General features: G+C 70.3%; 21 protein-coding genes. 8 read left to right on the forward strand and 13 right to left on the reverse strand.

Annotated features, from left to right (window positions below; translation table 11 throughout):
* Window positions 1-53: 53 nt before the first annotated feature.
* Window positions 54-1184: an FAD-dependent monooxygenase gene (locus AB0K07_RS12040; RefSeq protein ID WP_363753773.1), complete on the reverse strand. Its 1131-nt coding sequence runs from the start codon at window positions 1182-1184 to the stop codon at window positions 54-56.
* Here AB0K07_RS12040 and AB0K07_RS12045 point away from each other — a divergent pair.
* Both AB0K07_RS12045 and AB0K07_RS12050 read left to right on the forward strand, forming a co-directional pair.
* Window positions 1113-1934 carry a TetR/AcrR family transcriptional regulator gene (locus AB0K07_RS12045; protein WP_363753775.1) on the forward strand — a complete coding sequence of 274 codons (822 nt, stop codon included), beginning with the start codon at window positions 1113-1115 and terminating at the stop codon, window positions 1932-1934. The two genes, AB0K07_RS12040 and AB0K07_RS12045, sit on opposite strands and share 72 nt — an antisense overlap.
* A gap of 92 nt (window positions 1935-2026) precedes the next feature.
* Window positions 2027-2632: a YdeI/OmpD-associated family protein gene (locus AB0K07_RS12050; RefSeq protein WP_363753777.1), complete on the forward strand. Its 606-nt coding sequence runs from the start codon at window positions 2027-2029 to the stop codon at window positions 2630-2632.
* A gap of 13 nt (window positions 2633-2645) precedes the next feature.
* On the opposite strand, the gene AB0K07_RS12055 is transcribed toward AB0K07_RS12050, so the two are convergent.
* The gene (locus AB0K07_RS12055; RefSeq protein ID WP_363753779.1) at window positions 2646-3185 is read right to left on the reverse strand and encodes an alpha/beta fold hydrolase; all 540 of its coding nucleotides are present in this window, start codon (window positions 3183-3185) and stop codon (window positions 2646-2648) included.
* A 110-nt stretch (window positions 3186-3295) separates the two neighbouring features.
* Between AB0K07_RS12055 and AB0K07_RS12060 the strand changes: the two genes are divergently transcribed.
* A complete protein-coding gene (locus tag AB0K07_RS12060) occupies window positions 3296-3793 on the forward strand; it encodes a YcxB family protein (RefSeq protein WP_363753781.1) in 498 nt (165 codons plus the stop codon).
* Between the two features lie 118 nt (window positions 3794-3911).
* Here AB0K07_RS12060 and AB0K07_RS12065 read toward each other — a convergent pair whose 3' ends face one another.
* Complete coding sequence (locus AB0K07_RS12065; protein WP_363753783.1) at window positions 3912-4280, reverse strand: nuclear transport factor 2 family protein; 369 nt, start codon at window positions 4278-4280, stop codon at window positions 3912-3914.
* A 132-nt stretch (window positions 4281-4412) separates the two neighbouring features.
* Here AB0K07_RS12065 and AB0K07_RS12070 point away from each other — a divergent pair, with 132 nt between their 5' ends.
* Window positions 4413-5207: a helix-turn-helix transcriptional regulator gene (locus AB0K07_RS12070; RefSeq protein WP_363754327.1), complete on the forward strand. Its 795-nt coding sequence runs from the start codon at window positions 4413-4415 to the stop codon at window positions 5205-5207.
* 125 nt (window positions 5208-5332) lie between these two features.
* Here the strand turns inward: AB0K07_RS12070 and AB0K07_RS12075 are convergent, their stop codons facing one another.
* Entirely contained in the window at window positions 5333-7576 is a 2244-nt protein-coding gene (locus AB0K07_RS12075) for a penicillin acylase family protein (protein ID WP_363753785.1), read from the reverse strand.
* A gap of 522 nt (window positions 7577-8098) precedes the next feature.
* On the reverse strand, window positions 8099-8482 hold the full coding sequence (locus AB0K07_RS12080) for a DUF6223 family protein (RefSeq protein ID WP_363753787.1): 384 nt from the start codon (window positions 8480-8482) through the stop codon (window positions 8099-8101).
* 277 nt (window positions 8483-8759) lie between these two features.
* Between AB0K07_RS12080 and AB0K07_RS12085 the strand changes: the two genes are divergently transcribed.
* Entirely contained in the window at window positions 8760-9878 is a 1119-nt protein-coding gene (locus AB0K07_RS12085; RefSeq protein WP_363753789.1) for a histidine kinase, read from the forward strand.
* Window positions 9875-10537, forward strand: a complete 663-nt coding sequence (locus AB0K07_RS12090; RefSeq protein ID WP_363753791.1) for a response regulator transcription factor — start codon at window positions 9875-9877, stop codon at window positions 10535-10537. Before AB0K07_RS12085 ends, AB0K07_RS12090 begins: the two co-directional genes overlap by 4 nt.
* Before the next feature lie 93 nt (window positions 10538-10630).
* Here AB0K07_RS12090 and AB0K07_RS12095 read toward each other — a convergent pair whose 3' ends face one another.
* Window positions 10631-11767, reverse strand: coding sequence for a glutamate--cysteine ligase (locus AB0K07_RS12095; RefSeq protein WP_363753793.1), 1137 nt, complete (start codon window positions 11765-11767; stop codon window positions 10631-10633).
* 471 nt (window positions 11768-12238) lie between these two features.
* On the opposite strand from AB0K07_RS12095, the gene bla reads away from it, so the two are divergent.
* On the forward strand, window positions 12239-13249 hold the full coding sequence (gene bla / locus AB0K07_RS12100; protein ID WP_363753795.1) for a class A beta-lactamase: 1011 nt from the start codon (window positions 12239-12241) through the stop codon (window positions 13247-13249).
* 30 nt (window positions 13250-13279) lie between these two features.
* Here the strand turns inward: bla and AB0K07_RS12105 are convergent, their stop codons facing one another.
* From AB0K07_RS12105 to AB0K07_RS12135, 7 genes are all read right to left on the reverse strand, one after another.
* Window positions 13280-14185: a helix-turn-helix domain-containing GNAT family N-acetyltransferase gene (locus tag AB0K07_RS12105; protein ID WP_363753797.1), complete on the reverse strand. Its 906-nt coding sequence runs from the start codon at window positions 14183-14185 to the stop codon at window positions 13280-13282.
* Window positions 14186-14336: 151 nt separating this feature from the next.
* The gene (locus AB0K07_RS12110; protein ID WP_363753799.1) at window positions 14337-14909 is read right to left on the reverse strand and encodes a gluconokinase; all 573 of its coding nucleotides are present in this window, start codon (window positions 14907-14909) and stop codon (window positions 14337-14339) included.
* Window positions 14899-16128: a D-mannonate dehydratase ManD gene (gene manD / locus AB0K07_RS12115; RefSeq protein WP_363753801.1), complete on the reverse strand. Its 1230-nt coding sequence runs from the start codon at window positions 16126-16128 to the stop codon at window positions 14899-14901. Before manD ends, AB0K07_RS12110 begins: the two co-directional genes overlap by 11 nt.
* A gap of 48 nt (window positions 16129-16176) precedes the next feature.
* Window positions 16177-17325, reverse strand: coding sequence for a galactonate dehydratase (gene dgoD, locus AB0K07_RS12120; RefSeq protein WP_363753803.1), 1149 nt, complete (start codon window positions 17323-17325; stop codon window positions 16177-16179).
* Between the two features lie 7 nt (window positions 17326-17332).
* Complete coding sequence (locus AB0K07_RS12125) at window positions 17333-18148, reverse strand: carbohydrate ABC transporter permease (RefSeq protein ID WP_363753805.1); 816 nt, start codon at window positions 18146-18148, stop codon at window positions 17333-17335.
* On the reverse strand, window positions 18145-19092 hold the full coding sequence (locus AB0K07_RS12130) for a sugar ABC transporter permease (protein ID WP_363753807.1): 948 nt from the start codon (window positions 19090-19092) through the stop codon (window positions 18145-18147). The genes AB0K07_RS12125 and AB0K07_RS12130 overlap by 4 nt, the downstream gene beginning before the upstream one ends.
* A 71-nt stretch (window positions 19093-19163) precedes the next feature.
* On the reverse strand, window positions 19164-20417 hold the full coding sequence (locus AB0K07_RS12135) for a sugar ABC transporter substrate-binding protein (protein ID WP_363753809.1): 1254 nt from the start codon (window positions 20415-20417) through the stop codon (window positions 19164-19166).
* Window positions 20418-20592: 175 nt separating this feature from the next.
* On the opposite strand from AB0K07_RS12135, the gene AB0K07_RS12140 reads away from it, so the two are divergent.
* The gene (locus AB0K07_RS12140) at window positions 20593-21345 is read left to right on the forward strand and encodes a FadR/GntR family transcriptional regulator (RefSeq protein ID WP_363753811.1); all 753 of its coding nucleotides are present in this window, start codon (window positions 20593-20595) and stop codon (window positions 21343-21345) included.
* The last annotated feature ends 49 nt before the right edge of the window (window positions 21346-21394 follow it).

The following is a 21394-nucleotide window of genomic DNA, read 5'->3' on the forward strand; positions in this document are numbered from 1 at the left end:
TCAGGTGTGCCGATCTGCCGCTGTCGGCGCACCGGGGGCGGCCAGGCGTGTCGTCAATCCGCGGGTGCCGGCTCGGTGGACCGCGGCGTGAAGAAGCGGACGATGTCGTCGGCCGCGGTGGGGGACAGCATCATCGCCTGGACTCGTGCGGACATCTCGGCGATCGGGCCGATTCTTCTGAACATCGCCTCCTCGTACCTCCGGATCGCCGAGTCGGGGTCGGCGGGGCTGGTGGCGAGCTCGGCGGCGAGTTCGGCGGCGTCGAGCATGGCTTGGTTGGCGCCCTCGCCGACCGGCGGCATGAGGTGCGCGGCGTCACCGATGAGGGTGACGCCCGGCTGGTGGGCCCAGCGTGTACCGGTGGGCATCGCCTCGATCCTGCGTGGGCTCGGCGGGCTGTCGCCGGCGTCGATGAGTGCGGTGAGGCTGGGGTCCCAGCCGTCGAACATGTCCAGCAGAGCGCGCTTGCTGCGGTAGGTGTCCATGGGGCGATCGTCCGCGGGTAGGGAGATCCCGACTCGGATGCTGCCGTCGCCGAGGCGTTGTGCGGCCAGGATCTGGCTCACGCCGATACACCAGAGGTTTCCAGGGCCGACCATCTCGGCGACATCCGGGTGGCGCCGGTCGGCGTCGCTGATGCTGAGTTCGACCAGGGTTGCCACGGAGGACAGTGTCGTGTCGGTCAGCCGCGATCGGACGACCGAGCGTGCGCCGTCCGCCCCGATGAGGACGTCGCAGTCGGCGCTGTGGCCGCCGTCGAACGTCAGCCCGAAACCTCCGTCGGGTCGTGGCGTCGCCGCGACGAGCCGGTGCTGCCACATGACGGTGTCGGCGGGAAGTGCGTCGAGCAGAAGATCACGTAGCACGCTGCGGTCGATCTCGGGGCGTCCCGAGAATGAGCCGGGTTGTGGCTTGTGATGCACGAGGGTGCGTCCGGCCGGGTCGAGGATGCGATGTTCCTCGCCCTCCGGCCGTGCCTCCGATCGGAATCGGCCGTCGAGGCCCGCCTCGGCCAGGGCCTGTTGCCCGGACTCCGGGTGCAGGTCGAGCATTCCGCCCTGTAATCGCGCTGATCGGCTTGCCTCGCGCTCGTACACCACCGCGTCGATGTCGTGTCGGTGCAGGATTCGGGCCAGCGTCAGGCCGCCGAGGCCACCGCCGGCGATCGCAATTCGCATCATCATCTCCGTTACCGTACGCTGTATCTCATGGATACGCCGTACGGTAGCGCAGCTCTGCCCGTCTGGGAACGGCCCGAGCCCCAGCCGCGGGCGGCGCCGGTGCCGCTGAGCCGCGCCAAGATCGCCGCCACGGCGATCCGGCTCGCCGACGCACACGGCCTCGACGGGCTGTCGGTACGCAAGATCGCCAAAGAGCTCGGTGTCGGTCCGATGCGGCTCTACGACTACGTGATCAACAGATCCGAACTGCTCGACCTGATGGTCGACGCCGTGTATGCCCAGATCGCCGAGGCCGGCCAGCACTCCGAGTGGCGCGCCACGGTGCTGGCCATCGTTCACCGGACCCGTGACGCCGCTCTTGATCATGAGTGGTTCGCCGACCTGCTCGGCGCAAGGCCACACCTGGGGCCGCACGCGCTCGCCGTGGGCGAATCGACCGCGGCGGCGCTCAGCCAGGCCCCTGGCGTGCGCGGTATCGACGATCTCCAGCGGGCCCTGGGCGCCCTCAACGCGTTCATCGTCGGAGCGCTCCGCAGGGAGATCACCGAGCGCCGCACCGCCCGATCAACCGGCACCGACGTGTCCGCCTGGCAGGTCGCCCTCGGCCCCTACCTGACACGCATGCTCGAAACGGGCCGCTACCCCACCGTCGCCCGGCTCGTCATCGACGGCGCCCACCTCAACGCCGAGGAAACCTTCCACCACAACCTGATCACCATCCTGGACGGCATCACCAGCCATCCCCACACGTGACCTGTTGCTCGCAGGCCAGTCCCGGCTGAACACCGATGCACGGCTGAGCACAGGAAGAGGCTGCGGCAACGGCGCAGCGATAGCCTGCCATCATGGCGAGCGCCGAACTGGATGAGTTGATCGTCGCGGACGCCGACGCGCTGCGGGCGTGGTTGTCGGCCAACCACGCCACGTCGCCCGGCGTCTGGCTCGCCCTGACCAGGAAGGGCGGCACCATCACGACGCTGACCTGGCAACAGGCCGTCGACGAGGGCCTGTGCTTCGGCTGGATCGACGGGCAGGCCCGGAGACGGGACGAGGAGACCTCCTGGATCCGGTACACCCCTCGCAGACCCCGCAGTTCCTGGTCACAACGCAACGTCGCCCACGTGGCCCGGCTGGAGGCGCAGGGGCGAATGCTGCCCCCGGGCCGCGCCGCGGTCGAAGCCGCGAAGGCGGACGGGCGGTGGGCGGCCGCCTACGCCCCGCCGTCTGAAGCCGAGGTGCCGGCCGACCTCAGGGCCGCCATCGCCGCCGACCCCGCCGCCCAGGCCATGTTCGACGTACTCACCAAAACCAACCGGTTCGCTCTCATCCACCGCGTCAATGCTGTCAAACGGGCGCAGACCCGCGAGCGGAAGATCGACGAGTTCGTCGCCATGCTGGCCCGCCACGAGACGATCTACCCGCAGAAAGCCAAGCCTCCGAACTCGCCGTGATCGGCACCTTCTGTCAGGGAATGAGTCGGTCGAGCAGTTCGAACCGCTCGTACGGCTGGTCGTAGTCACCGAAGTGCCCATCGTCGCGGACGATCTGGGTGCCGCCGAGCCGCTCGAACATGGCGCGCCCCTGTCGGTCGTCGCAGCCGTACGGATCCTGGCGCGAGTTGATGAAGTAGATGTCCCGCACGTGCGACCGGATCGCGGCCCAGTCGTAGTCCGGCTGGAGGACCGGTTCTTCCTTGGCGTTGGGGCGGGTGCAGTAGCCGGCGACCAGGACCGCCTGAGCGACGGTCGCATCGACACGCTCCAGGAGCGCCAGTAGGAGGGCCGCGCCGCCGGAATGGCCCACCAGGACCGTGTCCTCGTCGAAGCTGTGCCCGTTCAGCACCTCCGGCAGGAACGTGGCGATCGGCTCGACGTTGATGCCCGGGTAATGCGGCACCTCGACAGCGTAGCCACGGGCCTCGAGCCGCTCTGCCAGCCAGCGATACCAGCACACGTCCGGGTTGCCGCCGGTGCCGTGAAAGATGATCGCCCTGCGCCCCACCATGCCCCCTTCGATGGACGTCTCGATCAAACCACGTGCTCGACGACCGGTCAGGAGGGCGGGAGTCAGGCGCTGGCAGCGGACGGGGCGGGTGAGGGCACTATCGTTCTGGCGTGCACATCCGCTTCGACGTCCCAGCCGATCCCGCCTACCCAGGTCGCGTGGCCGCTGCGCTGGGCAGTGTCCGACTGCGCAGGTTCGGCTACATCGGCGCGGTGCTGGCGGCGGTCGGGGCGATCGGTCTGGCCGTTTCGCGGGGGTCCGCGTGGGGCGAGCAGATCTCGCCGCTGTGGACGGCGATGGTCGTGGGTGGCCTGCTGTCGATGCTGTACTGGCCGTGGGTGCGGTTGCGCGCCCGGCGCCGCTCCGGTCGCTACGCCGTCGAGGGCGCCTACGACATCACCGATGACAACATCATGATGCGCAGTGGCTCGGAGTCCGGTGGCATCGCCTGGGACGGGGTCACCCAGGTCAGGGACACCCCGGAGTTCTGGATCGTGTACGTCGGCAAGATGCCGGCGACGGTCATCCCACGCCGGTTGATGTCCGCCGAGGATGGCGAGACGTTGCGAGCGTACATGGCCGAACGTGGGCTGCTCCGACGTCGGTGAACACATCACGGTCAGCTGCCGTCGTGCTGTGCGATGACGTCAAGACGCCGGGAGCCGCCCACGGCCCGCCGGGCGGACGCGGCGGGGGCCACGGGCGGTCCGCGGCCCCCGGTGGTTCCTACGCCGCTGGGAGCCGGTCCAGGAAACCCAGCACCTGGGTCAGCTGCCCGTTGCCGTCGGTCACCGCGACGTCGAAGCCGACGATCGGTGCCTCGACGTTGTCCGGCCCCAGCTCCCAGGTGAAGCGGGCCTGGTTGTGGTGGCCGTCGACCGGGCCGGCCAACCGGAACGTCATGCCGGGGAACTGGCTCTGCACGGCGGCGATCGTCGCGTCGATCGCGTCCCGCCCCTCGGCGACGGCCAGCGGGTCGACGTAGCGGCCCTCGGGGGCCCACAGGTCGTCGATGTCGCGGCGCCGCCTCGCCGGATCGGTCTCGTTCCAGATCGCGATGTACCGCTCGGCCAGCTCGTCGAACGTGGTCGCCATGGGTCTCTCCTCGTTGCCGGGAATGGTCGCTTCGGGAAGAGATGATTTCCGGCGCCGGGGCGGCCTGTCGATTACGTCGCAGGTAATGGCCTGTGCGCCGGTGCGGTCATTAGGGTCGGTGGCGTGACGACCATGACCAGGCCGGGGCGACCTGTGGGGGAGCTGCTGCGCGACTGGCGCCGAACTCGCGGGATGAGTCAGCTCGACCTGTCGATCGAGGCGGGCGTGTCGGCCCGGCATCTGAGTTTCGTCGAGACCGGGCGGTCCCGGCCGAGCCCCGAGTTGCTCCTGCGTCTGGCCGAACAGCTCGAGATGCCGCTGGCGGAGCGCAACACGATGCTGCTCGCCGGCGGCTACGCGCCCGCCTACCCCAGCCACGAGCTGAGCGATCCGGAGCTGGCGCCGGTACGTGCCGCCGTACGGCAGATCCTCGACGGGCACAGCCCGTACCCCGCGGTACTCGTCGACCAGCATTGGCATCTCGTCGACGCCAACCCTGCCGTCGCCCTGTTCACCGCCGGTGCGCAGCCCCACCTCCTGGCCCCACCGATCAACGTGCTGCGGCTCAGCCTGCACCCCGACGGCATGGCCCCGCGAATCCTCAACCTGCCTGAGTGGCGCGCCCACCTGCTCAGCCGGCTGCGCCAGCAGGCCGCCACCACCAACGACCCGGTCCTGTACGACCTGCACGAGGAGCTTCGCGGCTATCCCGGCGGCAACGCCCCCGCGGCACCGATCAGCGACGCCGTGTCGCGCGTCGTCATTCCCCTCCGGTACCGGCACGACGACCGGGTGCTGTCCTTCGTGAGCACCACGACCCTCTTCGGCACGCCGCTGGACGTCACCGTCTCCGGGCTGGCCGTCGAGGCCTTCTTCCCTGCCGACCCGACGACCACGGAGGCACTACAGGCCCTCGCCACGTCCTGAGCCGGCGTGGGCCAACGCCGGCGCGTACACCGACCGGATGACCGGCCAGAGCACGCGACGGCGTCGACGAACGGCCCTACGTCAGCGTCCGGACATCGAGAAGCGCCCCCGCCTCCGGCGACCGGTCACGAGCCCGGCCGGTAGCGCCGCTCGACGTGGCCCTTGAGGTCCTCGGGGTGGAAGTAGACGGGTCGGAGGTTGCCGCTCGCGTAGCGTTCGGCCTGGTCGTTGAAGTGCGGCGAGTCCGGGTGGCCGCTGGCGCCTCCCGCCGTCACGGCCCAGGCGCGCAGCTTCGGTCCGAACTCCACGACCGCCACGAAGCTGTTGCCGCTGGTCCCGTAGTAGCGCTTCGTTCCGGGGTAGCGCCTCGCCCCGAACGAGGCGAGCGAACCCCACTGCGCGGAGGTGAACGGCACCGGGCTGCTCGGCTTCGCGTCGTCGAACGTCTGGACGATCGCGCCGTCGTTGCGCTGGAAGCGGTTGATCTCGCCCCAGGGCACCTGCCAGCTGCCGAAGTCCTGCGTCAGCCGCTGCGCCGCCGCCTCCAGCGCCGTGAGGCGCTGCTCGTCGGTGGCACGCTCGGCCAGGTAGTCCCACATCGACATGCCCGCGTCCCGCGCCGCCTGGGCCAGGGGTGCCCACAGCGCCTCGCCCCAGAACACGGCCAGCGACGTCGCGGTCGACTGCGCGCCCCAGCGGCAGTCCCAGCCGCGCAGCAGGCTGATCGGACCGGCGAGCGCCGCCTTCTGCTGGTTGCCCTCGGGCAGCTGGTCCCATGCCGCGACCAGCCCGGGCACGAGCCGGGCGAAGGCGGTGAGGTAGGTGTCGAAGGCCGCCGCGATGAGCGTCTGCGGGGTGAAGTCGTTGCGCGCGCTCAGCACCCGGATCGCCTGCGGTCCGCGGGGGTTCTCACCAGCCTGGTCGAAGTAGCGCGGATAGTCGGCGGCGTCGGGGCTGTCCGGGCCGGCCGCGGTCCAGGGCCAGTTGTTGGTGTTGAACGCCCAGCCGTTTCCCGGATTCACCGCCTGCGGGAGACTTCGGAGGCTGTGCAGTCCGCGCCAGTCGGTCGCCGGGTCGCTGCCGTCCACGGGCTTGCGGTAGTCGAAGCGGTCGTCGCGCACCGGCATGAACTGCGGCACCAGGAAGGCGATCTCACCCTTCGAGTCCGCGAAGAGCGTGTTGTTCGAGCTGTTGGCCTTGAGGCCGGCCACCTGGATGAAGTCCGCGTAGTCCCGCGTCTTGGTGCGCAGGAAGCTCTGCTGGAGGGCCTCGACGGGTCTGTTCATCAGCGCGAACGCGATCCACTTGCCGTCCGCCTCCCGGACGATCGGGCCGTGGTGTGTGGCGAGGGTGGTGAAGCCGCGCCGGGCCTGCCCGCCATCGGCCGTGCGATACGACAGCGTGATCGTCTTCGTCCGCACCGGGCGCAGGGCGTTGCCGTAGCGGTAGGAGTGCCGGCCGTCCGCTCCGGTCACGATCGTCTCGGCGAACTCGTCGACGTTGTCGACGCCGCTCGACGTGTGCATCCAGCCGGTGTTCGGGTTGAAGCCCTGGTAGATGAAGAACTGCCCCCAGGTCGCCGCGCCGTAGGCGTTGAGCCCTTCCCGGCTCGTCACGTGCTGCTCGGAGCGGAAGAAGAAGCTGGTGTGCGGGTTGATCAGCAGCAGCGCGTGACCGTTCCGGGTGTGGCTCGGCGCGATCGCCATGCCGTTCGAGCCGCTGGGCTCGCGGAACAGCAGCCCGCGCTCCTCGTCGGTCATCGGCACCGTACGCCCGCTGTAGAAGGCTTCGAGCTGGGTGAGCGGCACCCGTTCGATGTCGCCACCGATGCTGCCCTCGGAGAAGCTCAACGGCATCCACGGCTCGAACCGCCTGATCACCCGTGGCTGCACCTCGGGGTGTGTCGCGAGGTAGTAGTTCAGCCCGTCGGCCCAGGCCTGCATCAGCTTGCGCAGCCAGGACGGGCAGTGCGCGTAGTCCCGCTTCAGCTCCTGAGGGTCGACGTACAGCCGCTGGCGCAGGTCCTGCCAGATGGCCCCCTCGCCCTCGGCCTCGGCGAGGCGACCGAGGCTGACCAGATAGTTCCGCTCGATCCGGTTGAAGTCGTCCTCGGCTTGGGCGTACATCATCCCGAACACCGCGTCGGCGTCGGTCCTGCCCACGACGTGCGGGATGCCCCAGTCATCGCGGGTGATCGTCACCTGCGCCGCCTGCCTGCGCCAGCGGGCGACATCGGGCGCGGTCCGCGCGGGAGCGGCGGCGGCGCTGGACGGCAGCCCCGCCGCGACCGCGGCGGCTCCAGCGGCCAGTCCGGCCGCTCCGCCCAGCATGCGGCGCCGGCTCAGCCCTTCGTTCTGCGGGTGGTTCATGGGGTGGTCCACCTTTCTCAGGGGTGCGGGGGATCGTGCCGGGTTGCCCGGCCGGCGTGGCGGGGGACGCGCCGGAGGCGCTGCCCACCAGCGGTAGCCGGCGGCACGGGTGGACCGGGCCGGGATGGAGACGCCGGCGCCCCGGGCCGAGGCGCCCGGTACGCCGAGGGCAGGACCGCTTCCGGTTGCGCCGCACCGGCTGCGGAAATGACCGCTGCGGCGCCCGCCACCCGTACCCCGATGCCTCGGTGCGCTGGACGGGTCACGGGTTCGCAACACTCGCCGGTCGATCCCTACCGGACGGACCTGGTCGTGGCGCCGAACGCCCGTGTGCGCGGGCGGCTCGACGCGGTGACGCGGTCGGAGGGCTGGTCGGCGGCGGGATCGCGGCCGTTCGGCCAGGGCACGGCCACGATCATCGCCGCCTCCCGGGTCGCTTGGTGATCACCCTTCCCAAGATGAGTACCACTCGGTCCGTCCGCGCGGCAATAGACATTCGAAGATGTCGCCGCGCGTCGCCGGTCAGCCGGCGCGGCGGGAGCGGGCCAGAGCCAGCCCACCGAGGACCGTGGCGATCAGCCCCACAACCAGGGCCACGTACGCCCCGCCTCGCCCGTTGCCCGTGCCGATGCCACTGTCGGAGGTGGCCGCGACCAGGCCGCCGAGGGCGATACCGATCAGCCCCACCGCCAGGGCCACGCTGGCTCCGAGTCGCCCGTTGCCCGTGCCGATACGACTGGTGGGGCGGCCCAGAGCCAGCCCCGCGATGATCACACCTGCCAGCCCCAGCACGGCGGCCACCGATGCCCCGAGTCGCCCGGCGCTCATGGTGCCGACATCGGCGGCGACCGGTTGGCCCGAGACGTGTGCGGCGGCCGGTGCGGCGAGCCCGAGACCCCCGATCACGGCGGCTCCGGTGAAGGCAAGTACACGTCGGACTGTCATCAGCGCTGTTGACCGGCTCATGTTCCGCTCCTCTTTCGTGCGTCTCGTCAGGAGCTTGAGCATGTCGCCGGGAGCGCCGTCGGTCGTCCCGCGGTGGGATGCACTTCGCGCTGCCGCCGGTGGCCCAGTCGACTGCCGCAGACGCGGCAGACGCCGCGACGGTACTGCGTGCGCGGTAGGTGGAGGCTCCCCCGCGAGCAGGAGTCGCCCCGCGGCGGCATCGGGCTAAGGTGCGCGCATGAGCACAGGACGGGCCGGTGTCAGAGACTGGGCGATCGCGGTCTGCGTGGCGGCGGTGCTGCTGATCGCCGGACGGTCCGCGGATCACCGCGCCACGGATGTCGAGCTGCTCGGCTATGCGCTGCTGGCGGTCGGTGGCCTGGCGTTGGCCGCGCGCCGCCGTGCCCCCGTTCCCGTGCTGGCCGTCACGGGGCTGTGCGCGGTGGGCTACCAGGCGATCGGTTTCGACGTGCCCGCCGTCGCGTTCCTGTTCGCCGTGTACGCCGCCGTGCGGGCCGGCCACCGCGTCAGCACGGTCGTGGCGGCCGTGCTGATGCTGGCCGCTCTTCCGCTCGCGGCCCTCGCCCTGCCGCAGGACATGTCCGTGGCCGAGGCGCTCGCACGGGCCCGGGGCGCCCTCGAGCTGGCGTGGCTGGTCGCCGCCGGTGCCGCCGGTGAGGCGCTGCGGCAGGCCGAGCGTCGGGCGGACGAGGCGGAGCGCACCCGGGAGGAGACCGCGCGCCGCCGCGCGGACGAGGAGCGGCTGCACATCGCGCGGGAGTTGCACGATTCGCTCACCCACCAGATCTCCATCATCAAGGTGCAGGCCGAAGTCGCCGTCCACCTGGCCCGCAAGCGTGGTGAACAGGTGCCGGAGGCTCTGCTGGCGATCCGCGAGGCCGGTCGTGAGGCGAACCGGGAACTGCGCGCGACCCTGGAGACCCTGCGCGACGACGGGACGGCTCCGCCGCACGGGCTCGACCATCTCCCCGAGCTGGTGGAACGGGCCCGGATGACCGGCCTGGAAGCGACGTTGACGATCGAGGGACAACGACACGACGTACCGGCGGCGGTGGACCGGACCGCCTACCGGATCGTCCAGGAATCCCTCACCAACATCGCCCGGCACGCCGCCGCCGCCACGGCGTCGGTCCGGATCGACTACCGTCCGGACGCCCTGGCGATCCGCGTCGACGACGACGGCACGGCCACGCCGGACACCGCCCCGATACCCGGCGTCGGACTGCTCGGGATGCGCGAACGAGTCACCGCCCTCGGCGGTCGCCTCCGCGCCGAACCACGCCACGAAGGCGGCTTCAGCGTCCTCGCTGAACTCCCCGTGGGACGTACGTCGTGATCCGCGTCCTGCTGGTCGACGACCAGCCGCTCCTTCGCAGCGGCTTCCGCGCGCTCCTCGACGTCGAGGACGACATCGAGGTGGTGGCCGAGGCGGCCGACGGGCAGGAGGGGCTTGCCCTGGCCCGGGAGCACCTGCCCGACATCGCGCTCATCGACATCCAGATGCCGGTGATGGACGGCATCGAGGCGACCCGGCGCATCGCGGCGGACCCGGCCCTGGCCCGGGTGCACGTCGTGATCCTGACCAACTACGGCCTCGACGAACACGTCTTCCACGCCCTGCGTGCCGGTGCCGCCGGCTTTCTCGTCAAGGACATCGAGCCTGAGGACTTCCTGCACTCCGTCCGGGTCGCCGCGCGCGGCGACGCCCTGCTCGCACCGTCGATCACCCGCAAGCTGATCAACCGGTACGTCACCGAACCGCTGCACACCGGGGCGGACACGAACCTGAACGGGCTGACCAACCGCGAACGCGAGAGCGTCGCCCTCGTCGCGCAGGGCCTGTCCAACGACCAGATCGCCGAACGCATGGTGATCAGCCCTCTGACCGCCAAGACCCACGTCAACCGGGCCATGGCCAAGCTCCATGCCCGTGACCGGGCCCACCTCGTGGTCCTCGCCTACGAGTCGGGCCTGGTGGCGCCACGCCACCGGTGACAGCCGCGCGGCGCCGCCCACGCCGTACCGGCACGGCGGGGGAAGGTCGGGCCACGGACGCGCGAGGCGCCATCGGCGGCGGGGACGACCGCCTCACCGGGCGGTGGTCTGTGTCGCCAGCAGACTCAGTACGGCGTGGAGGTCACCGGTGCGCTCCAGCGTTCGGCGCTGGCGTCGGGCGCCCGTGCCGTCTCGGCGTAGCCGGGCCAGCTGGGCCAGCACGTAGCCGAGGTTGCCGTGGCGCAGGAGCGCCGGTGCGACGGTGGCGAAGAGTTCGTCGACGAGTTCCCAGGCGGGGCGGGCTCCGCCGGCGCGCAGGTCGATGAGGGTGCCGTCGAGACCGTCGTGCGCTGCCCGCCAGTGCGCGGCGGAGACCAGGCAGCTGCGGACGCGGGGCGCGGCCACGCCGGCGCCGATGTCCTCGATCACGGTCGCGACCAGCGCGCGGACCAGCCCGGCGACCAGCACCGTGTCGTCGACGGTGGCACACACGTCGCCGACCCGGACCTCCACTGTGGGGTAGGCCGCGGACGGGCGGGCGTACCAGTAGACCATTCCCTCGTCGAGCATCACTCCAGCCGTGACCAGAGCGGCGACAGTCTGGTCGTAGTCGGCGGTGGAGGCGAAGTGCGGGGTGGGGCCGATGCTGGGCCAGCGTTCGAGTTGCATCGAGCGCCAGCTGGCGTGGCCGGTGTCGCGCCCGTCGTGCAGAGGTGAGTTGACGGTGATGGCGTGGATGACCGGCAGCCACACCCGCAGGTGGTTGCAGACCTGCACGGCCAGTTCCCGGTCGGGGACCCCGACGTGTATGTGGCAGCCGCAGACGGCCGGGTCGTGGGCGACGGGTCCGTAGCGGTGCGACATGGCGTGGTAGCGCGGTTTGTCCGGTACCGAGCGGTGTGGTTCCGCGACGGGGGTCGCGCCGACCGCCATCAGGCGGGCATCCGCGTTCGCTGCGGCCCGCGCCGCGGCCGCCCGCAGCTCCACGAGCTGGCCCCGGAGCTCGTCGAGCTCCGTGCAGACGGGCGTGACCATCTCGATCATGCTGTGCCGGAACTCCTGACGGCTCTGTTCGCGGGCGCCGCCGTGCAGGGCGGTCAGAACCCGGTCGGCCACCGGCATGTTCTCGCCCGTCTCCGGATCCAGGAGCAGGTATTCCTCCTCCACACCGAGCGTCAGCACGTCCGTGCCGGGTCGGGCGGCGGTGGTGACCCTGGGACGTTGCGTCATCGTGCGTCCGCTCCTGTCATGGCCAGAGGTCGCCGCGATTTCCCGATCCTCAGGCGGACAAACCCGGCACGGTCGACTGATGGCCGGTCACGGCGCGCGCGTTCGCCCGTGTCAGTCCAGGTCGTCCTTCACCTTCTTGACCACGTTGGGCCGCCGGCCCAGGCGACCAGCGCGAAGGAGTGAGTCGTGCACCTCGCCCACCAGGCGGCTCCGCAGGCCCTCGTCGTCGCCGACTGACCGCCGTCGGGCGCGCGGGTCAACCGAGCGCGCGGAGGCGATGCCGGGCGTGAAGGTGACCAGGATGTCGGCCTCCTGGCCGGGGGTGCAGGGTGAGGAACTGCTCGCCGGCCCTTGTGGAGCATTGAGCGGTTGATGGTCAGCGACCCCTGGGTGGCGTCCGCGCCAGCGGGCAGAGTGATGAGGCTGGTGGGCCCGTCTGCGAGGAGCTCGGCCTGTCTGACCTGGGCAGGAATGCAACCGTTGGTGGTCGGCCGCGCGTGTCGTTTGAGGGCGAATCAACAGCGGAGGAAGACCATGACGGCAGCACAGCCGACCATCACTCGACGTGCTCTCCTGGGGGCGGCGGTCGTCGTGCCCTTGGCTGGATGCACGGAGCGCGACACCCCGCCGGCCTCTTCCTCCGCCTCCGTCTCGCCGTCCTCGGCTCCCACCCCTCCCGCGACTCCGCCAGCGAACGACCAGCACGAACGCCTGGTCTCGTTGGAACGGAAGTTCGACGCCCGCCTGGGCGTGTACGCGCTGGCGACCGGCAGCGGGGCCACGGTCGTCCATCGGGCGGACGAACGCTTCCCGTTCTGCTCGACGTTCAAGGGGCTCGCTGCCGCGGCGGTGCTGCACCGCAATCCGCTGTCACATCTGAACAGCGTCGTCAGGTACACCACGGACGATCTCATGGAGAGCTCCGCCATCACCCGACAGCATGTGGCCAGGGGGATGACGATCCGCCAACTGTGTGACGCCGCGGTCCGCTACAGCGACGGAACGGCCGGTAACCTCCTGCTCCGCGATCTGGGCGGGCCGGGCGGGCTGACGGCGTACGTCCGGAGCCTCGGCGACACGGTCACCCGGATGGATCGGATCGAGCCGGCGGTCGCCAGCGGCACCCCGGGGGACCCGCGCGACACGAGCACCCCGCGAGCGTTGGGCACCGACTACCACCGCATCGTGCTGGGGGAGGCCCTGCCACCCGACAAGCGCGCCTTTCTCCGTGACCTGCTGGAGCGCAACGCCACCAGCGTCGGTGCGCAACGGATCCGGGCTGGTGTGCCGTGGGGATGGACCGTGGCCGACAAGACCGGGACCGGTGGCTACGGCACCGTGAACGACATCGCCGTCGTGTGGCCTCCGGCGTCCGCGCCACTCGTCATCGGGATCATGTCGAGCAAGGCCGAGAAGGATGCGGCATACGATCAGGCCCTTGTCGCCGAGGCCGCCGCATACGTGGTGGCCACGCTGACCTGACACGCCCAGCAGCAGCTCCTGGCGGCTGTCTCAGCCCGGGGGCGGCTGGAGCTGCTTCTCGAACCAGTGGTGGGCGAAGTGCTCGTTGTTGTACGGCTCGATCTCCCGGTACCCGGCCGAGTGGTACATCGCGATCGCCTCGGTGAGGTTCCGGTTCGTGTCCAGCCGCACGCTGGCCCAGCCTCGGGTGGCGGCGTACCGCTCCAGGTCGCCCAGTATCCGCCGGCCGATGCCGAGCCCGCGTACGGTGTCCGCCACCCAGACCCGCTTGATCTCGGCGGGTGCGCCGGGGTGGAGTTTGACGGCGCCGCAGCCGACGGGCTCGGAGTTGAGGGTGGCCAGCAGCAACACGCCGGCGGGCGGGACGAGTTCCTCGTCGTGGACAGGGTTGCTCAGTGCGGGGTCGAACCCGTCGTCGAAGCGCCGGGCGACGTCGCGGGCGTACGCGCGCAGGCAGGCCCGGGCGCGTGGGTCGCTGGGCGGGCAGGGCCCGACGACCACCATCGACGCGACGAGCAGCCGTTCGACCTGGGCCATCGCCGTGACGAGCTGTTCGCGGCGCTGCCCGGTCAGCGGTGCGAGGATCGACCAGGCGAACTCGTCGGAGCGTTCGTCGAGTTGGGACCACTCCGTCCGCCCGGCCTCGGTGAGCGTCGCCACCCGGACCCGTGCGTCGCCGCCGACCCGGTCGGCCGGGCCGACGGTGACGAGCCCGTCGCCTTCCAGGGTGCGCAGCAGCCGGCTGAGGTAGCCCGAGTCCAGAGCGAGTCGGGCCCGTAGCGCGGCGACCTCGGCGCCGTCCGGACCGATCTCCCACAGCAGTCGCGCCTGCGCCAGGGGCCGTCCGGAGGCCATGTACCCGTCGTCGAGTGCCCCCACGCGCTGGGTCACCGTGCGGTTGAAGCGCCGCACGGCGGCGACGAGGTCCGATCTCACTTGCCTGACTTTAGTCAGGTATCCAGGATTCACGCCAGAGTCGACACAGCGAACGCCTTCGACCCGTCGGCGATCGCGACCGCCGAGCGCTTCGCGCGTACGCGGCGGTGGCGCTGGCCATCACCGAAGCTGAGGTGGCAGGTGGGGGCGGCTATCCGGGTAGGGCCGTGGCTCCGGTACGCAGCCCGAGACGGTCCACCGCGGCCGACACGAGCTCCTCCGGAGACAGGGAGACGTCGAGCACCAGACCGGACTCGCCCGGCTCGAACCGCTCCAGGATGGCCAGCTGAGAATCCAGCAGACTCGCCGGCATGTAGTGCCCGGCGCGCCGGGCCATCCGCTCCCGGATGACCTCCGCCGTCCCGTCCAGGTGGACGAAGTCCACGGTCGGCGGTCCCTGCCGGAGCACCTCCCGGTAGGACCGCTTCAACGCCGAGCAGGCCAGCACCGTCGACACGCCCTCGGCGTCGCGGGTGGCCATCCAGTCGGCGAGGGCGCGCAGCCAGGGCCAGCGGGCGGCGTCGTCGAGGGGTACGCCGGAGCGCATCCTCGCCACGTTGGCCTCGGAGTGGAACTCGTCGGCCTCGGCGAAGGTCAGGCCGGCGGCGTCGCTGATCCCCCGGGCCACGGTCGTCTTGCCCGCACCGGACACGCCCATCACGACGACGTGCCGGGGCGGCTGCCGGCGGCTGGCGGGGACAGCCGCATCCTGCTCACCAGTCATGGACGGTCCCGTCCTTGAGGCGGTTGAACGGCAGGTAGGCCGGCACGTACGGGAACCTCTCCGCCGCCGCCTCGTCGAGCTCGACGCCCAGGCCCGGCTGCTCGCCGGGGTGGAGGTACCCGTCGGCGAACGTGAAGGACTGCCGGAAGACCTCGTTGGTCAGGGCGCCGTGCTGCATGTACTCCTGGATGCCGAAGTTGTGGATGGCCAGGTCGAGGTGCAGGGCGGCGGCCATGCCGACCGGTGAGATGTCGGTCGGGCCGTGGATGCCGGACTTGATCTGGTACTGCGCGGCGAAGTCGAGCAGCTTGCGCATCGCCGTGATGCCGCCGGTGTGGGTGACGGCGGACCGGACGTAGTCGATCAACTGTTCGCGGATGAGCGTCTGGTAGTCCCACACGGTGTTGAAGACCTCGCCGATCGCCAGCGGCGTGGTCGTGTGGTGGCGCACGAGGCGCAGGGCCTCCTGGTTCTCGGCCGGGGTGCAGTCCTCGAGCCAGAACAGGTCGTAGGGTTCGAGGTCCCTGCCGAGCCGGGCGGCCTGGATCGGGGTCATCCGGTGGTGCCCGTCGTGCAGCAGCGGAAGCTCGGCCCCGAACTCGTTGCGTACCGCCTCGAAGACGCCGGGCAGGTGGCGCATGTAGGAGCGGGTGTCCCAGTCCTCCTCGGCCGGCAGCGGGGTGCGCTGCGCCGGTTCGTAGTCGTACCGCTTGCCGTCGGCGCTGGGCTGCGCGGCGACCCCGTAGACGGCGTTGATGCCCGGGACGGACGTCTGGACCCGGATCGATCGGAAGCCGAGTTCGAGGTGGTGGCGGATCGAGTCGAACAGCTCGGGCATGTCTCGCCCGGAGGCGTGGCCGTACGCCATGATGCCGGTCCGCGACGCACCGCCCAGCAGCTGGTAGAGCGGCATGCCGGCGGCCTTGGCCTTGATGTCCCACAGCGCGACGTCCACGGCCGCGATCGCCGCCATGGTCACCGGCCCACGCCGCCAGTACGCCGAGCGGTACAGGAACTGCCAGGTGTCCTCGATGCGGTGCGGGTCCCGCCCGATGAGCAGCGGGACGACGTGGTCGCGCAGGTACGAGGCGACCGACAGTTCCCGCCCGTTGAGGGTGCCGTCGCCCAGGCCGGTGACCCCGTCGTCGGTGGTGATCTTCAGGGTGACGAAGTTGCGGTCCGGGCTGGTGACGATGACGTCCGCTGCGACAATCTTCACGGGGTGCCTTTCTCAGGTGCCGGGCTGGGCGGGTTCAGCGGACGGTGCTCACCATTCCGCGTAGGAGCCGTCGGGGTGTCGGAAGGTGGGGCTGCGCCAGGCGTGCCCGCGCTTGTCCGCCGCCCGTACCGCCTGCTCGTCGATCTCGATGCCGAGCCCGGGCGCGGTCAGCCGCTCGATGTGCCCGTCGACGAAGATCAGCGGCGTCGTCTCCACGACGTAGTCGAGCACCTCGGCGCCGAGGTTGTAGTGGATGCCGATGCTCTGTTCCTGGATCAGGTAGTTGGGCGTGGCGAAGCCGATCTGCAGGCACGCCGCGAGGGCGATCGGCCCGAGCGGGCAGTGCGGGGCGAGCTGCACGTCGTACACCTCGGCGAGCGCGGCGATCCGGCGTACCTCGGAGATCCCGCCCGCGTGCGAGAGGTCCGGCTGGGCGACCGCGATGCCGGCCTGGAAGACCGGCAGGAACTCCTGCCGGCTGTAGAGCCGCTCACCCGTAGACACGGGCGTGGTCGTCGACCGCACGAAGTCGCCGATGAGGTGGGAGTTCTCCGGCACGACCGGCTCTTCGAGGAAGAGCGGCCGGTACGGCTCCAGCAGCGGGGCGACGCGGCGGGCGTTGGCGAGGGTGAACCGGCCGTGGAAGTCGACGGCGACGTCACGGTCGTCGCCCAGCACCTCCCGGGCGGCGGCGACCCGCTGCACCACGCCGTCCAGTTCGGCGACCGACGCGATCGGGCTCATCCGCCCGGACGCGTTCATCTTGACGGCGGTCAGCCCGGCGGCGACCTGCGCCGCGATGTGGTCGCGGACCTCGCTGGGCTCGTCGCCGCCGACCCAGCCGTAGACCCGGATCCGGTCCCGGACCGGGCCGCCGAGCAGCTGGTGCACCGGCGCCCCGTAGTGCTTGCCGGCGATGTCCCACAGCGCCTGGTCCAGGCCAGACACGGCGCTGGCGAGGATCGGGCCGCCCCGGTAGAAGGAGCCCTTCGTCATGGTCTGCCAGTGGTCCTCGATCCGCAGCGCGTCCCGGCCGATCAGGAGCTCGCTGAGCTGCTCGACGGCGGTGCGGACGGTCTCCGAGCGGCCCTCGCAGGTCGCCTCGCCCCAGCCGACGATGCCGGACTCGGTCTCGACGCGGACGAAGAGCCAGCGGGGGGCGATGAGGAAGGTCTCGACGCGTGCGATTGTCGTCATGGCGTCCTCAGCCCTTGGTCGCGCCGGCGGTGAGGCCGGAGACGACGTACTTCTGCACGAACAGGGCGATCAGCATGATCGGCAGGGTGACGACGCTGGCCGCCGCCATGAGGCCGCCCCAGTCGATGCTGGCGTAGCCGACGAAGTCGAAGATCGCGACGGGCAGGGTCTTGGTGTCCGCGCCGGAGAGCACGAGCGCGAACATGAAGTTGTTCCAGGAGAAGATGAACGACAGGATGCCGGCGGTGGCCACGCCCGGTATCGACAGCGGCAGGGTGATCCGGCGGAACGCGCCGATGTGGGTCAGCCCGTCGACGAGCGCCGCCTCCTCGAGTTCGAGGGGGAGGCTGTCGAAGTAGCCCATCATGATGTAGACCACCAGCGGCAGCGACACGAACATGTGGCTCAGGATCAGCACGCTGAACCCGCCGACCATCTTCAGGTTGGAGAAGACGTAGTACCAGGGCACCAGCAGCGAGACGCCGGGGATGACCCGCGCCATCAGCACCACGAGCGCGGACTTCTTCATGTTGAAGCGGCTCATCGAGTACGCGGCGGGCACGCCCAGCACGAGGGAGAGCGCGGTGGCCGCGAAGGCCACCCAGAGGCTGTTGCCGATGAACTGGGCGTAGTTGGCCTGCTCCAGGACGTTCGCGTAGTTGTCCAGGGTGGGGGAGAAGGCGAGCGCCTTGCCCGTGTCGTAGATGTCGACGTTCGTCTTGAACGACGCGGCGACCATCCAGAGCAGCGGTGCGAGCAGCGCGATCACCACGACGGTGAGCGCCACGACGCGGAACACCCGGTAGGCGGGGCGGGGCTTCATCGCTGCGCCTCCTTCCTACGCGACGTCAGGGCCCACATCGACCCGATGATGATCAGGAAGAAGATGATGAGGACCGTCGATGAGATGCCGTACTCGTTGTAGTCGAAGCTCAGGCCGTAGGCGTACACGTTGAGCGTCTCGACCTCGTGGAACGAGCCGCCGCCGCGGCCCTTCGTGGCGTAGAGGATGTCGAAGGTCTTCAGCGCGTCGATGCCGCGCAGCAGGATCGCGACGATCACGGTCGGCATCACCAGCGGCAGGGTGACGTGCCGGAACCGCTGCCAGGTGCTGGCGCCGTCGATGCGCGCCGCCTCCTGGGGCTCGTCGGAGAGCGACGTGAGACCGGCGAGCAGGATCAGGACCACCATCGGGGTCCACTGCCAGACGTCGATGAAGATCGTGGTGGGCAGCGCCGAGTGCTGGCCGGCCAGCCACGGTTGGGGTCCGATGCCGACCCAGCCGAGGACCTGGTTCGCCAGGCCGATGTTCGGGTCGAAGATGAGCCGCCACATCATGCCGACCGCGACCGGGGTGGCGACCAGCGGCATCAGGATGGCGACGCGGACCCACTTCTGGCCCCGGAACGGTCGCCACAGCAGCAGCGCGACCGCCATGCCGAGGACGACCTCGAACAGCAGCGCGACGACGGTGAACGCGGCGGTCCGGCCGACGGCGGGCCAGAACCGGTCGGTGTCCGAGAGCACCTCGACGTAGTTCTGGAAGCCCACGAACTCGGATTCCGCCCGGACCGAGCCTTCGGCGTCGGTGAGGCTGAGGTATCCGGTCCAGGCCAGCGGGAAGATGATCAGCGCGGCGACGAAGATCATCGCCGGCGCCGCGAAGAGCCACTTGCGATGGTCGTTGGCCCAGCGGGCCCACGCGGGCGTGTCCGGCGTCTCCGAGACTCTGTGGGGCGGTCTGGTGGGGGTGGTCACTGCTGCCATGAGATCTCCGGGGGTGGGCGGGCCGAACGGGGGTGGCGCGGCCGGACGGCCGTGCCACCCCCGCGTCAGGCTTACTTGGCCTCGTCGTCCAGGAACTTCTGGAACGCCGCGTTGGCGGTGTCGGCCGCCGCAGCCGCGTCCTTGCCGGCGATGGCGTCGACGATCGGCTGGCCGACGATCTCCCGGGCCTGGGCGACCTTGTTGACCAGCGGGCGGTCGTGACCCACACCGTCCTTGGTGCTGGCCGCGATGGCCTCGACCAGGTCCTTCGGGTACGTCGCGGTGCCCTCCGGGTTGGCCCAGACCGAGGTACGCGCGCCCGGCACGCCGGACTTCTGCTGCGCGAGCGTCTGCTCCTTGCTGGTCGCCCACTCGACGAACTTCCAGGCGTTGCTCTGGTTCTCCGAGTTGTCGTTGATGCCCAGCGCCCAGGAGGGGATGTTGTACGGCTTCGAACCGGCGGGGCCGGCCGGGAAGGGCGCGAAGCCGACGGTGTCGGAGACCTTCGACTTGGCCGGGTCGGTGGCGTTCTTGTAGAGCGAGTTGGCCTCGGTGTAGAACGCCGCCTTGCCCTGGGTGAAGATCGCCATCGCCTCGGGCCAGCTCATGTCGGTGCTGACGTTCGCCGGGCCGTGGTCCTTGAGGAGCCCGCCGTAGTAGGCGTACGCCTGCTTGGCCTGCTCGCTGTTGACGGTGGCCTTGCCGCTGCTGTCGACGAAGTCACCGCCGAAGCTGTAGAGGAAGCTGGAGAACTGGGTGACCGCCGGCGACTTTCCGGTACGGGCCACGAAGCCCGCGACGCTCGGGTCGGCGGCCTTGACCTTGGCGGCGGCCGTCTTGAGCTCGTCGAGGGTCTTCGGCGGGGCGGTCAGGCCGGCCTTGGCCAGCAGGTCCTTGCGGTAGTAGAGGACCTCCTGCTCGGTGATGATCGGGACACCGACCGCCTTGTCCTCGTACGAGGTGGCCTCCACCGGGCCGGCCTGGAAGTCGCTGAAGTCCCAGTCCTTGTTGGCCTTGACCTTGTCGGACAGGTCGGCGAGGTACTTGTTCTTCGCGAACAGCCTCCCCTCCTGAAGGGGGCGGTACATCATCACGTCGATGTCGCTGGAGCCCGCGTTCAGCTTGACGTTGTACTGGTCGGAGAGCTGGTCCTCGCCGAGTTGGGTGATCTCGACCTTCAGACCGGACTGCTTCTCGAACTCCGGCAGCGCCTGCTTGATGTTCTCCGTCCACACGTGATTGGCCAGGGTCACGCGCACGGTCTTCGACGCGGCGCTGTCGTCGTCGCCACCGCCGCACGCCGACAGGCCGATGGCGGCAACCACGGCCAGAGAAGCTCCGAATATCGATCGACGCCGCACGTCCATCTCTCCTTCTGTCGTGGTCGCCGCTGTGGGGGTAGAGCGCGACCTTGCTGTTAACGTCCGCTTAACGTCCGGATGCTAGGCCGATAAAGCGGATTTATTCAAGGGGTGATCTTCAACTGATATGCTCCAACGCGTGGACCGGTCCTCACCAGGGGTTGCAGCCGTCCAGAAGAAGGCCCCTGCCGAGGCCGGGCTGCACGCACAAGTTCTCGACCACCTCGGCACCGCCATCTGCGGTGGCGAGCTGGCGCCCGGCTCCGTCCTGAACATCGACGAGCTGGTCGACCGGTACGGCGTGTCCCGCTCGGTCGTCCGCGAGGTCCTGCGGGTGCTCGCCGCCATGGGATTCATCGAGACCCGTCGCCGGGTCGGGGTGCTGATCCGGCCGACCCACGACTGGAACGTCTTCGACCCGCAGGTGATCCGCTGGCGGCTGGCCTCGGACGGTCGGATGGCGCAGATGCGCTCGATCACCGAACTGCGGACCGCCGTCGAGCCGCACGCCGCCTGGCTGGCCGCTCGCCGGGTCGACCACGACGAGGCGAGCGACCTCGTCGGGCTGGCGGCCAAGATGTGGGCCGCCGGGAAGGCCGGGGACGAGGAGCGCTTCCTCCACCTCGACATCGAGTTCCACCGGCGGGTGCTGGCCGCCTCGGGCAACGAGATGTTCGTGAAGTTGCAGGACCTGGTGGCGGAGGTGCTCACCGGTCGCCACCACTACGACCTGATGCCGCACTACCCGCACGAGCAGGCCCTACAACTGCACGCGGACGTGGCGCAGGCGATCCAACGCCATGACGGCGACCGGGCCCGCGCCGCCATGGTCCAGATCATGGAGCAGGCGTTCGGCGAGATGAAGTCGATGTGGGAGCAGACGGGCGGTTGAGCCCGGCAGGCAGCCACCGCGGTCGCCGGGTGTGTACCTTGTGGAGGTC

It is taken from the genome of Micromonospora sp. NPDC049301 (assembly GCF_040678715.1).
Taxonomy (GTDB): Bacteria; Actinomycetota; Actinomycetes; order Mycobacteriales; family Micromonosporaceae; genus Micromonospora.